This window comes from Candidatus Pseudomonas auctus, assembly GCF_048654275.1.
Lineage (GTDB): Bacteria > Pseudomonadota > Gammaproteobacteria > Pseudomonadales > Pseudomonadaceae > Aquipseudomonas > Aquipseudomonas pharyngis.
This window is the reverse complement of record NZ_JBJYZK010000020.1, coordinates 38591-50838: the sequence shown is the minus strand read 5'-3', so window position 1 is coordinate 50838 and position 12248 is coordinate 38591. Positions and strand designations below refer to the sequence as shown.

The 12248-nt window shown below is 61.7% G+C and carries 14 protein-coding genes; 8 read left to right on the top strand and 6 right to left on the bottom strand.

Translation table 11 applies throughout. The features are described from left to right. The first annotated feature begins 17 nt into the window (after positions 1 to 17). Genes phrB through ACKUG4_RS26685 form a run of 8 tightly spaced genes read left to right on the top strand, consistent with a single transcriptional unit; the run spans position 18 to position 6813 of the window. A complete protein-coding gene (phrB, locus tag ACKUG4_RS26720; protein ID WP_445435177.1) occupies positions 18 to 1463 on the top strand; it encodes a deoxyribodipyrimidine photo-lyase in 1446 nt (481 codons plus the stop codon). Beyond that, positions 1456 to 1878, top strand: coding sequence for a nuclear transport factor 2 family protein (locus ACKUG4_RS26715; RefSeq protein WP_085649216.1), 423 nt, complete (start codon positions 1456 to 1458; stop codon positions 1876 to 1878). The genes phrB and ACKUG4_RS26715 overlap by 8 nt, the downstream gene beginning before the upstream one ends. Beyond that, positions 1875 to 2657: an SDR family NAD(P)-dependent oxidoreductase gene (locus ACKUG4_RS26710; RefSeq protein WP_085613393.1), complete on the top strand. Its 783-nt coding sequence runs from the start codon at positions 1875 to 1877 to the stop codon at positions 2655 to 2657. The genes ACKUG4_RS26715 and ACKUG4_RS26710 overlap by 4 nt, the downstream gene beginning before the upstream one ends. Then, the gene (locus tag ACKUG4_RS26705) at positions 2654 to 3901 is read left to right on the top strand and encodes an NAD(P)/FAD-dependent oxidoreductase (protein WP_445435176.1); all 1248 of its coding nucleotides are present in this window, start codon (positions 2654 to 2656) and stop codon (positions 3899 to 3901) included. Before ACKUG4_RS26710 ends, ACKUG4_RS26705 begins: the two co-directional genes overlap by 4 nt. Continuing rightward, positions 3898 to 4713 (top strand): DUF1365 domain-containing protein, encoded by an 816-nt coding sequence (locus tag ACKUG4_RS26700; protein ID WP_445435175.1) that lies wholly within the window; start codon positions 3898 to 3900, stop codon positions 4711 to 4713. Before ACKUG4_RS26705 ends, ACKUG4_RS26700 begins: the two co-directional genes overlap by 4 nt. Beyond that, on the top strand, positions 4700 to 5971 hold the full coding sequence (locus tag ACKUG4_RS26695) for an SAM-dependent methyltransferase (RefSeq protein ID WP_085613396.1): 1272 nt from the start codon (positions 4700 to 4702) through the stop codon (positions 5969 to 5971). The genes ACKUG4_RS26700 and ACKUG4_RS26695 overlap by 14 nt, the downstream gene beginning before the upstream one ends. Continuing rightward, a complete protein-coding gene (locus ACKUG4_RS26690; RefSeq protein ID WP_445435174.1) occupies positions 5964 to 6455 on the top strand; it encodes a DUF2878 domain-containing protein in 492 nt (163 codons plus the stop codon). The genes ACKUG4_RS26695 and ACKUG4_RS26690 overlap by 8 nt, the downstream gene beginning before the upstream one ends. Before the next feature lie 52 nt (positions 6456 to 6507). Further along, the gene (locus ACKUG4_RS26685) at positions 6508 to 6813 is read left to right on the top strand and encodes a YkgJ family cysteine cluster protein (protein WP_007951707.1); all 306 of its coding nucleotides are present in this window, start codon (positions 6508 to 6510) and stop codon (positions 6811 to 6813) included. 54 nt (positions 6814 to 6867) lie between these two features. On the opposite strand, the gene ACKUG4_RS26680 is transcribed toward ACKUG4_RS26685, so the two are convergent. From ACKUG4_RS26680 to hemA, 6 genes are all read right to left on the bottom strand, one after another. Further along, positions 6868 to 7386 (bottom strand): acyloxyacyl hydrolase, encoded by a 519-nt coding sequence (locus ACKUG4_RS26680; RefSeq protein ID WP_039766327.1) that lies wholly within the window; start codon positions 7384 to 7386, stop codon positions 6868 to 6870. Positions 7387 to 7498: 112 nt separating this feature from the next. Next, positions 7499 to 8290: a glutamate racemase gene (gene murI, locus ACKUG4_RS26675; protein ID WP_445435173.1), complete on the bottom strand. Its 792-nt coding sequence runs from the start codon at positions 8288 to 8290 to the stop codon at positions 7499 to 7501. Next, entirely contained in the window at positions 8283 to 9038 is a 756-nt protein-coding gene (locus ACKUG4_RS26670; protein ID WP_007951711.1) for a molybdopterin-synthase adenylyltransferase MoeB, read from the bottom strand. The genes murI and ACKUG4_RS26670 overlap by 8 nt, the downstream gene beginning before the upstream one ends. Then, on the bottom strand, positions 9032 to 9862 hold the full coding sequence (gene prmC, locus ACKUG4_RS26665) for a peptide chain release factor N(5)-glutamine methyltransferase (protein ID WP_445435172.1): 831 nt from the start codon (positions 9860 to 9862) through the stop codon (positions 9032 to 9034). The genes ACKUG4_RS26670 and prmC overlap by 7 nt, the downstream gene beginning before the upstream one ends. Next, positions 9863 to 10945 (bottom strand): peptide chain release factor 1, encoded by a 1083-nt coding sequence (gene prfA / locus ACKUG4_RS26660; protein ID WP_007951714.1) that lies wholly within the window; start codon positions 10943 to 10945, stop codon positions 9863 to 9865. It lies immediately after the preceding gene. After that, positions 10942 to 12228 carry a glutamyl-tRNA reductase gene (hemA, locus tag ACKUG4_RS26655; RefSeq protein WP_039766341.1) on the bottom strand — a complete coding sequence of 429 codons (1287 nt, stop codon included), beginning with the start codon at positions 12226 to 12228 and terminating at the stop codon, positions 10942 to 10944. The genes prfA and hemA overlap by 4 nt, the downstream gene beginning before the upstream one ends. Positions 12229 to 12248 lie beyond the last annotated feature (20 nt).

Here is a 12248-nt window from a genome sequence, read left to right as displayed (position 1 = left end):
TTCCGACAGAGACCGACATGCAATTGATCTGGCTGCGCAGCGACTTGCGCCAACATGACAACACCGCCCTCGCGGCCGCCGCCGAGCGTGGCCCGACCGTCGCCGTGTACCTGTTGAGCCCTGAGCAATGGCAGGAACATGACGACGCGCCGTGCAAGATCGATTTCTGGCTGCGCAATCTGCGTGAATTGAGCAAAAGCCTTGGCGACCTGAACATCCCGCTCCTGATCCGCACCGCGCCTCACTGGGATCAGGCACCCGACGTGCTGCTCGAACTGTGTCGGCAACTGAAAATCGAGGCGGTGCACGTCAACGAAGAATACGGCATCAACGAAAGCCGTCGCGACGAGGCAGTTGCCGAGGCGTTGCAAGCGGCAGGCATCACCTTCCACAGTTACCTCGACCAATTGCTGTTCAAGCCCGGCAGTGTGCTGACCCGGACCGGCACTTACTTTCAGGTGTTCAGCCAGTTCCGCAAGGTCTGCTACGAACGCTTGCACCGCTCGATGCCTTCGCTGAAACAGGCCCCGGGCAAACAATCGGCGTTGAACATCAACAGTGACCCCGTTCCAACAACCATCGAAGGGTTCCCGACACCCGGCGACTCCCTGCGCGCCTTGTGGCCCGCCGGTGAAACCGAGGCCCGGCGCCGCCTGGACACGTTCGCCGATGCACAGATCGATTACTACAAGAGCGAACGAGACTTCCCGGCCAAACCCGGCACCAGCCAGCTTTCGGCCTATCTGGCCGCCGGTGTGATCTCGCCGCGCCAATGCCTGCACGCTGCCCTGCAGAGCAATCAGGGCGAGTTCGAAAGCGGCAAGGTCGGCGCCGTCACCTGGATCAACGAACTGCTGTGGCGTGAATTCTACAAACACATCCTCGTCGGTTATCCGCGGGTTTCACGGCATCGCGCATTCCGTCCGGAAACCGAAGCCCTGGCCTGGCGCGACGCCCCGGAGGATCTGACCGCCTGGCAAGAGGCGCGCACCGGCTTGCCGATCATCGATGCAGCCATGCGCCAACTGCTGGAAACCGGCTGGATGCACAACCGCCTGCGGATGGTAGTGGCGATGTTTCTGACCAAGAACCTGTTGATCGACTGGCGCGAAGGCGAGCGTTTCTTCATGCGCCACCTGATCGACGGCGATCTGGCCGCCAACAACGGCGGCTGGCAGTGGAGTTCCTCGACCGGCACCGATTCGGCGCCGTATTTCCGCATCTTCAACCCACTCAGCCAGTCGGAAAAATTCGACAGCGAAGGCCTGTTCATCAAGCACTGGCTGCCGGAGCTGGCCGGGCTGAACAAGAAAGAAGTGCACAACCCGGCCAGTGCTGGCGGGTTGTTCGGCGTCGCCGACTATCCGGCGCCGATCGTTAATCTGAATGCATCACGGGAGCGGGCGCTGGCAGCGTTCAAGAACCTGCCGTCGCGCGCGTCTCAAGGAGTGAGCGATGAGTGAATTCCTGCGCGGTTTCGCCCAGCGGTTCGCACAGTTGAACAAAGACAACTTGCGCACCCTGGACGGACTGTACAGCGAGGACATTCATTTCACCGATCCGCTGCACGAAGTGCAGGGGCTGACGAACCTGCGCGGTTACTTCAGCGAGTTGTACGCCAACGTCAACGAACTGCGCTTCGATTTCCACGGCTTCGACCAGATCGGCGAAGGCGAAGGCTATTTGCGTTGGGTCATGAGCTACCGCCACCCGCGTCTGAGCGGTGGGCAACTGATCCGCGTCGCCGGCTGCTCGCATCTGCTCTGGCGCGACAAGGTTTACCGCCACCGGGATTACTTCGATGCCGGAGCGCTGCTTTATGAACATTTACCTGTATTGGGCCGGGTGATCGCCTGGCTGAAAAGGAGATTGGGATGAGTCGTACAGCTCCACGTCGTTACTGGTTGACCGGTGCCAGCAGTGGCATCGGCGCAGCACTCGCGGAAGACATTCTCAAAAGCGGTGCACAGCTGGCGGTCAGTTCCCGCCAGGTCGCGCCGCTCAAGGTTCTGTCACAACGGTATCCGGGACAGGTTCTGGTGTTGCCCGGCGATCTGACCAACAGCCAGACCGTACGCGAAATTGGCGAACAGATAGCCGCGGACTGGGGCTCGCTGGATACCGTCATCCTCAATGCCGGGACCTGCGAATACGTCGACGCTCACCAGTTCGACGCCTCGATCATCGAGCACGTGGTGCGCACCAACCTGCTCGCCAGCAGCTATTGCATCGAAGCCGCACTGCCATTGCTGCGCAAAGGTACGGCACCGCATCTGGTGGGCATGGCCAGCTCGGTGACCTATGTACCGCTGCCACGCGCCGAAGCCTATGGCGCGTCGAAGGCCGGGCTGCGTTATCTGTTCGAATCCCTGCGCATCGACCTGGCGGACGAAGGTATTGAAGTCACGGTAATCAGCCCAGGATTCGTCGATACACCGCTGACCGCCAAAAATGATTTTCCGATGCCACTCAGCTGGCCTGCGGACAAAGCCGCGCGGCATATCTTCGCCAAGCTGAAGGATCGGCCGCTGGAGATCGCCTTCCCCGCACTGTTCATGGCAGCCCTGTGGCCCTTGTCGAAAATGCCCGCCCGCGTACAACTGGCGATTGGCAAACGCATGGTGCGCAGCAACCCGCCGCTCAGGGATGCAACATGAAAATCGCCATCGTCGGCAGCGGCATCGCCGGTTTGACCTGCGCGTACCTGCTCGCACGCCGACACGAAATCACCGTGTTCGAAGCAGACGCCCGGATCGGCGGCCATACGCACACGGTGCCGGTCACCGTGGACGGGCGCGAGTATTCGGTGGACACCGGCTTCATCGTGTTCAACGACTGGACGTATCCGAACTTCATTCGTTTGCTTGGCCAACTGGGTGTGACGTTCAAACCCACCGAGATGAGCTTTTCGGTCAACGATCCGGACACTGGCCTGGAATACAACGGCAACAACCTCAACAGTCTGTTCGCCCAGCGCAGCAATCTGCTGTCGCCCGGATTCTGGGGCATGTTGCGCGACATCCTGCGGTTCAACAAAGAAGCTCGGCGCGACCTTGCCGAACAGCGGATCGCCACCGACACCACACTCGATGATTACCTCAAGGCCGGCGCTTACGGCGAGCGCTTCATCCTGCATTACATCGTGCCGATGGGCGCGGCGATCTGGTCGATGCCGATGGCCGAGATGCTCAACTTTCCGTTGCAGTTCTTTGTGCGTTTTTTTGAGAACCACGGGTTGCTGTCGGTCAGCAACCGTCCGCAATGGCAGGTCATAGAGGGTGGTTCCAGCGCTTACATTGCGCCGTTGACCGCATCGTTCAAGGAGCGTATCCGCCTGAATTGCCCGGTGGGTCGGATCGATCGCGACGCGCACGGCGTGGTTATCCACAGCCCAGCCGGCATCGAACGTTTCGACAAAGTGGTGCTGGCCTGTCACAGCGATCAGGCGTTGCGACTGCTGGGAAATCCTGACGATAAAGAACGGGAAATCCTCGGCGCCCTGCCCTACGCCGACAACGAAGTGGTACTGCATACCGACACCCGCCTGCTGCCCACACGCAAACGGGCCTGGGCCAGCTGGAATTATCGCCTCGGCGGAGCGGGTCATACCCGGGCAGCCGTGACCTACGACATGAACATTCTGCAAGGCCTCCAGAGCGACACCACGTTCTGCGTCAGCCTTAACCAGAGCGCTGGCATCACGCCGTCCAAGGTGCTGGCGCGCTTCACCTACGCCCACCCGCAATTCAGCCTCGCGGCGGTGGCGGCGCAGCAACGCTGGGCGGAACTGGACGGCTTGCACCACACGCATTATTGCGGCGCCTATTGGGCAAACGGTTTTCATGAGGACGGCGTGGTCAGCGCCCTGCGCGTGGCCGCAGCCTTCGGAGAAAGCCTGTGAACAGCGCGCTCTACAGTGGCTGGATCGCCCATCGGCGATTCGCCCCGCGCCGTCATGAATTCCGTTACCGGATCGGCATGCTGTACCTCGATCTGGCTGAACAGGAGGCGGTGCTGGGCCTGTCCCGACTGGCAGGCGCCAGCCGCTTTGCACCGTTTTCATTTCGCGAAACCGATTACCTGAAAACCTTCACCGGCCGGGGCGTGCGCCTGAGCGATGCGGTGCGGCAACTTGTCGGCGAAGCCCTGGGCCATGCGCCGCAAGGTTCGATCTGCCTGCTGACCCAGCCACGCAGCTGGGGCCTGTCGTTCAACCCGGTGAGTTTTTTCTATTGCCACGAGGCCGACGGCCAACTGGCGGCGATTCTCTGCGAAGTCCGCAACACTCCGTGGCGCGAGCGTTATCACTACGTGCTGCCGGCTCGAGCGCCGACTCAGCTTCAGGACTTTCACCAGCACTTTGCCGTGACCAAGGCCTTTCACGTGTCGCCGTTCCTGCCGCCGGACCTGGAATACCGCATGAGCTTCAGCCCTGCCGCGCAGACCCTGGGCGTGCACATGGCCGACTGGCAAGGCGAGCAAAAACTGTTCGACGCCACCCTCGATCTGCGACGCGTCCCCCTTGATCGGCGCCACTTGCACCGGCACCTGTGGCGCTTTCCCTGGATGACCGCCAAGACCGCGCTGGCGATTTATTGGCAGGCGCTGCGCCTGTTGCTCAAGCGCACCCCGGTGTATGACCACCAGCGTGCCGACGACCGCTTTCGAACCGCCACCGTACCGACCGAGGAACGCCACCATGAAATCCACTAGCGTCTCGGCCAAAGCCAGCCTGCTCAGCCCCCACGGCCTGAGCGGATCGCTGCTGCGCCGGGGAGTGCTGCGCAAGCTCGAGCAGCTCAAGCAGGGTCAACTGATCGTGATCGAGGACGGCGAACGCCACGTCTTTGGTACGCCGGGCAGCACGCTGGTGGGGGAAATTCAGGTGCTGGATCCCGCCGTCTGGGGGCTGGTCGCCGGCAATGGTTCGATCGGTGCCGGTGAGGCCTTTATTCATGGCTACTGGCGCTCGCCGGATCTGACGGCCGTAGTGCGTGTGTTCGTCAGCAACCTTGAAGTGCTCGACGCCATGGAAGGTGGCCTGGCCCGGCTCGGTCGCCCGCTGGTGCGCGGGCTGCACTGGCTCAACCGCAATACGCGCCAGGGCTCGCAGAAAAACATCGCCGCGCATTACGACCTCGGCAATGACCTGTTCGAGCAGTTCCTCGACCCGACCATGATGTATTCGGCTGCGCAGTTTCTCAGCCCCGACGACAGCCTGGAGCAGGCGCAACTGAACAAACTGGAGCGGATCTGCCAGAAACTCGCGCTCAAGCCCGGTGACCACCTTCTGGAAATCGGCACCGGTTGGGGCAGCATGGCGCTCTACGCGGCGCAGCACTACGGCTGCAAAGTCACCACCACCACGCTGTCGAAGGAGCAGTTCGCCTTCACCGCGGCCCGCATCGAACGCCTCGGTTTGCAGGATCAAGTGACGCTGCTGCTCAAGGACTACCGCGACCTCACCGGCCAGTACGACAAACTGGTGTCGATCGAAATGATCGAGGCGGTCGGCCACCGCTTCCTGCCGACCTACTTCAAACAGTGCGCGCACCTGCTCAAGAACAACGGCCTGATGCTGTTGCAAGCAATCACCATCCGCGAACAGCGCTACGAACAGGCGCGCCGTGGCGTGGACTTCATCCAGCGCTACATTTTCCCCGGCGGCGCCCTGCCCTGCGTGCAGAAAATGCTCGAAATCGTCGGCCGCGACACCGACATGAACCTGTTGCACATGGAAGATTTCGGCCTGCATTACGCCCGCACCCTGCGTCTGTGGCACGAGAACTTTCGCCATGCGCACGGCCGTCTGAGCGAACTGGGCTATGACGATTACTTCCTCAGGTTGTGGGAGTTCTACCTGTGTTACTGCGAGGGTGGATTCCTCGAGCGCACCATCGGCACCGCACAACTGGTGCTGGCCAAACCGGCGGCGATGACGGCGCCTTTGCTGGGCCGGTTCGATGCTTGAACGGTTGGCCAACGCGGTGCTGTTCCAGATCGGCTGGCTGGCCTGCGTGCTCGGCGGTAACAGTTTGTGGTTGCTGCTGGCGCTGGCGGTGCTGGTGATTCATCTGCGCTGGATCAGCAATTGGGCGCATGAAGGCCGATTGATCCTCAGCGTGGTGATTATCGGCACGGCGGTGGACAGCGTGTTGCGCGGCCTCGGGGTTTTCGAGTTCAAGGATCTGTCGCCGCTGATTCCGCTATGGCTGATGTTGCTGTGGGCGTTGTTCGCCACGACGTTGCGTCATTGTCTGCAATGGAGCGCACGGCCGTGGTGGCTCGCCAGCCTGCTTGGCGCAGTCGGGGGCGCCCTGTCCTACGGTGCCGGCGGACGACTGGCCGGCGTGCAGTTTCCTCACGGTGAGCTTGCGACCCTGATCGGCGTGGCGCTGCTGTGGGCGATGCTGTTTCCGTTGCTGCATCAATTGTCCCGACGGCTGGCGCGCTAAACGCCTGTCAGGCCTTTCACACGCTCATCGGTCACTGCCGTACACTGGCGCCATGAAAACCATTCCCCATCGGCAAATTGCCGAGCCTGAGGTCACCTGTTCGACCTGTGCAGCCTGCTGCTGTCAGCTTGAGGTGATGCTGATCACCGACACTGGCGTCCCCGAACGTTTTATCGATACCGACGATTGGGGTGGCGAGGTGATGCTGCGTCTGGACGACGGCTGGTGCGCGGCGCTGGATCGCGACACGATGATGTGCACGATTTACGAGAAGCGCCCGCTGATCTGCCGCGAATTCGAAATGGGCGCCCCGGAATGCATCGACGAACGCCAGGGAATTGCCACGGCGTATCGCTGAATAAAAAAAAGAGCGCTAGGCGCTCCTTTTTTACGGGGCTGACTTTCTGGGGGCTTATAGCGGCATCGTGTAATGCAATGCGTAGCTTTCGACCCCATCGTTGTCGCTGCTCAGACCTGCGTTGGAATAGTGCGTCGCACGGATTCCCACCTCATGCCCGCCATTGAAGCGCAGGCCGAAACCGATACGGTCTTCGAACTGGAAAGAACCGCCGAGCTTGTTGTCTTCGTATTCGGTGTTGGAGAACAGCGCCACGCCGATCCCCGCCTCGACATACGGTTTGACCGACTGACCGGCAAACTCGTAAACAAATACCGGCGAGAACGACAGGCTGTTGTTGCTCGACGTCTTGTCGCCTTCCCAATAAGTGTAGGCACCGCTCCAGTAACCGGTCAGACGACCCACGTCACTTTGCAGCCAGCTTTTGTCCCAATCGAAATTCATGCCCAGACGATAAGTCATCGTCGAATCGCTGGTAGCACCCACTGCAAACTCGACGCCAGCAGCCTGTGCGGTAAAACTTTGCCCCATCAGTGCAGCCGCAATCGCGGCCAAGCAGAATAGTCGCTTCACTTTGAAACTTCCTTTTCCGGAACGATCGTTTGGTTTTCTAGGTCACTCTGCGCTATAGAAATCTGCGCTTGGTCAGAAGTTCAGCTGACTTTTTAGATATTTCACATTTTTTTTACAAAGTGAATCTTTTAACGTCGCCAACGACTTGGTCCAGCAGGACCAGGGTCTTGCGTAAAGACGCGGGATCGGCGCTGGTCCAGAATCTGACCGGTCGGTTCGGACCTTCGGCGAGCAGATCACGCTCGGCCAGCAGCCGCTGCAGTTGCCGCGCTACCGCCGCGCCGGTATCGATCAGGCTGATGCTCTCGGGGATCATCGACTTGAGCATCGGCTTGAGAAACGGGTAATGGGTGCAGCCCAGAATGATCGTGTCGCAGCCGTTGGCCAGTAGCGGGTCAACGTAGTGCTTGAGCAATGCACGCAACTCGGGGCTGTGCAGATCGCCGCTTTCAATGCGCTCGACCAGTCCGGGACACGGCTGAGTGATGACCCGCACATCCGTGGCGAAGCGGTCGAGCAATGCGGCGAACTTGGCGCTCTGCAAGGTGCCGGTGGTGGCGAGTACGCCGACCACGCCACTGCGGGTGGCCGCGGCGGCCGGTTTGACCGCTGGCTCCATGCCGACGATCGGCCACTCGGGAAAGTCCCGGCGCAGATCGGCAACGCCGGCCACGGTCGCGGTATTGCACGCGATCACCAGCGCCTTGGCCCCCTGCTCGCGGAAAAAACCGGCCATCACGCTACAACGCTGGCGGATGAATTCCGGGGTTTTCTCGCCATAGGGAATATGGCCGCAATCGCCGAGGTACAGCAGTGATTCATTCGGCAGCAGGTGCTGGATTTCCGCCAGTACCGACACGCCACCGACGCCGGAGTCGAATACGGCGATCGGCGCTTCACGCATGCTGCGAACCACAAACGCTGCAACCGGGATCGCGCTTGACCCGCAGCTCACGGAAGCGCGAACCCAGCGCATCGATCAACAGCAGACGGCCCACCAGTGGTTCGCCAAAACCCGCCAGCAACTTCAAGGCTTCCAGCGCTTGCAGACTGCCGACCAGACCGACCAGCGGCCCGACCACGCCGGCTTCGCTGCAAGTCAGTTCGGCTTCGCTGCCGTGACCGTACAGGCAGTGGTAGCACGGGCTCTCGGCGCGACGTGGGTCGAACACCGAAAGCTGTCCTTCAAGGCGAATCGCCGCGCCGCTGACCAATGGCTTGCGCGCCGCCACACATGCGGCATTGACCGCTTCGCGAGTGGAGAAGTTGTCCGAGCAGTCGAGCACCAGATCCACCGCCGCCACGGCTGCAGCGAGAGAATCCTCGTCCAGCGCCTGACGATGAGGCACCAGTTTGATTTCAGGATTGATCGCGCTCAGGCGCTTGAGCGCCGAGTCGACCTTGGTCATGCCGACGCTGTCGGTGTCGTGGATGATCTGGCGTTGCAGGTTGGTCAGGTCGACCGTGTCGAAATCCGCCAGGTGCAACTCACCGACACCCGCCGCCGCCAGATACAAGGCCACCGGCGCGCCGAGACCGCCGAGGCCGACGATCAATACCCGGCTGTCCTTGAGCTTCAACTGGCCATCGATGTCGATGTGTTGCAGCAGGATCTGCCGACTGTAGCGCAACAATTCCTGATCATTCAGCACGGCAGGCGCCCCAGGCTGATCCGTTGATGGCCGCCCAGATCGGTGCGGCTATGGACTTCTTCGAAACCTTGCGTCAGCAGCAGATCGCGTACGGCTTCGGCTTGATCATAGCCGTGTTCGAGCATCAGCCAGCCACCGGCCTCGAGATGGGCCGGCGCCTGGGCGATGATCAGCCGCAGATCGTCGAGCCCGTCGATGCCGGCCACCAATGCGCTTTCCGGCTCGAAGCGCACATCGCCTTCCACCAGATGCGGATCGGCCGCGCGGATGTACGGCGGGTTGCTGATGATCAACTCGAAACGCTTGCCTTCGATGGCGCTGAACCAGTGGCTGCTCAGCACCGTTGCGTTATTCAGGTGCAGACGCTGGCGATTGCGTTCGGCCAGGGCCACGGCTTCCAGCACACGATCCACGGCGGTGACCTTCCACGCCGGGCGCTCGCTGGCCAGAGCCAGGGCAATCGCCCCGCTGCCGGTGCCGAGGTCGAGCACTTTGGCCGGGGTCGCCGGCAACAATTCCAGCGCGGCTTCCACCAGCAGTTCGGTGTCCGGACGCGGGATCAGCGTGTGCGGTGCGACTTCCAGATCGAGCTTCCAGAAACCCTGCTGGCCCAAAATGTAGGCCACCGGCTCGCCGCTGCGGCGGCGTTGCAGGTACTCGGCGAAGACCAGTGCGGCTTCGCTGGGCACGATGCGCTCGGGCCAGGTGTGGAGAAAACTGCGCGACTTGCCCAGCGCGGCGGCCAGAAGCAATTCGGCGTCCAGACGCGCGCTGGGCGAATCCGGCAGTTCGGCGGCGCGCAACAGGCTGGCGATGATGGTCATTTACTCACCTATCGCTGCGAGCTGGTCGGCCTGGTATTCGGCCAGCAACGGCTCGATCACCGCTTCGACGCCACCGGCGAGGATTTCGTCGAGGGAATACAGGGTCAGGTTAACGCGGTGGTCGGTGACCCGGCCCTGGGCAAAGTTGTAGGTGCGGATGCGCTCGGAGCGGTCACCGGAACCCACCAGCAATTTACGTTCGCTGGCGATGGCGTTGGCCGCCGCAGCGGTCTGCTGGTCGTTGAGCTTGGCCGCCAGCCAGGCCATCGCCCGGGCACGGTTCTTGTGCTGGGAACGTTCTTCCTGGCACTCGACAACGGTGCCGGTCGGGATGTGGGTGATGCGGATCGCCGAGTCGGTGGTGTTGACGTGCTGACCACCGGCCCCGGAGGAGCGGTAAGTGTCGACGCGCAAATCCGCCGGGTTGATCTCGATGGCTTCGCGCTCGTCCGGCTCGGGCAACACCGCCACAGTGCAGGCCGAGGTGTGGATACGGCCCTGGGATTCGGTGGCGGGTACACGCTGTACGCGGTGCGCGCCGGATTCGAATTTCAGCTTGCCGTAAACGTTGTCGCCTTCGATGCGGGCGATGACTTCTTTATAGCCGCCATGTTCGCCTTCGTTCTCCGAAAGGATTTCCACCCGCCAGCCACGCCGTTCGGCGTAACGCGAATACATGCGGAACAGGTCGCCGGAGAAGATCGCCGCCTCGTCGCCACCGGTGCCGGCGCGGATTTCGAGGAACACGTTGCGCCCGTCGTTGGGATCCTTGGGCAGCAGCATGCGTTGCAGGTCGGATTCCAGCGTGATCAGCAATTCCTTGGCTTCGCGGACTTCTTCCACGGCCATTTCACGCATGTCCGGGTCGCTGTCCTTGAGCAGCGCCTGCGCGCCTTCAAGATCGCTTTGTACGCCGAGCAACTTTTTATAGCCTTGTACCACCGGCTCAAGTTCGGCGTATTCCTTGGAATAGGCGCGGAACTTGGTCTGGTCGGAAATGACTTCGCCGTCGCCGAGCAGCGCGGTCAGTTCCTCGAAACGGTCCTGGAGAATGTCCAGCTTATTGAGCAGTGACGCTTTCATTGCGGTTTTTTATCCGAAAAGCTATCCGGTGAGCCCTCGAGGGCAAAGAGTTCCTGAGCCATGGCCAGCGCATCGAGGCGGCCTTCGGCAGAAAGCTTTTTCAACTGCACGCTCGGGGCGTGCAGGAGTTTGTTGGTCAGGCCGCGGGCCAATTGCCCGAGGACGTCTTCGGCGTTGCCGCCGTTGGCCAGCAGGCGCAGGGCCTTTTGCAGCTCTTCGTCGCGCAGGCGTTCGCTCTGTTGACGATAGGCCTTGAGCACATCGACCGCCGCCAGCTCGCGCAGGCGCACCATAAAATCGTCGGCGCCGACCGAAACCATCTCTTCGGCCGCCTGCGCTGCACCCTGACGGCTCTTGAGGTTTTCGGCGACTACTTCGTGCAGATCGTCGACGCTATAGAGGTAAACGTCGTCGAGTTCGCCGACTTCCGGCTCGATGTCACGGGGAACGGCGATGTCGACCATGAAGATCGGCTTATGCTTGCGCAGCTTCAGCGCACTTTCCACCGCACCTTTACCTAGAATCGGCAACTGACTGGCGGTGGAGCTGATAACGATATCGCTGCGCACCAGTTCAGCCGGGATGTCCGACAGCAACACCGCGTGGGCACCGAACTGTTCGGCCAGCAGGCTGGCGCGCTCCAGCGTCCGGTTGGCGACCACGATGCGCTTGACCCCCAGCTCGTGCAGATGGCGGGCGACCAGGGTGATGGTCTCGCCGGCACCGATCAGCAGGGCCTGGCTGCGTTGCAGGTCGCTGAAAATCTGTTTGGCCAGGCTGACGGCGGCAAACGCCACGGATACCGGGTTTTCACCGATGGCAGTGTCGGTGCGCACCTGCTTGGCGGCATTGAAGGTCGCCTGGAACAGTCGCCCGAGCAGCGGCCCGATGGTGCCGGCCTCCCGGGCCACGGCGTAGGCCGATTTCATCTGGCCGAGAATCTGCGGTTCGCCCAGCACCAGCGAGTCGAGCCCGGAGGCGACGCGCATCATGTGACGAACGGCCGCATCGTCTTCATGCACATAAGCACTCGCGCGCAGCTCTTCGAGGCTCAATTGATGGTATTCGGCCAGCCAGCGCAACACGATGTCCGCCGACACGTGATCCTGTTCTATATACAGCTCACTGCGATTGCAGGTGGAGAGGATCGCAGCTTCGCGGCTGTCGGTGAGTCGGCAGAGCTGCTGCAAGGCCTCCACCAGCTGCTCAGGGGTAAAGGCCACGCGCTCGCGGACGTCTACTGAAGCAGTCTTGTGGTTGATACCGAGTGCAAGGAAGGCCATTCAAGGTCGCTGATGGTGAC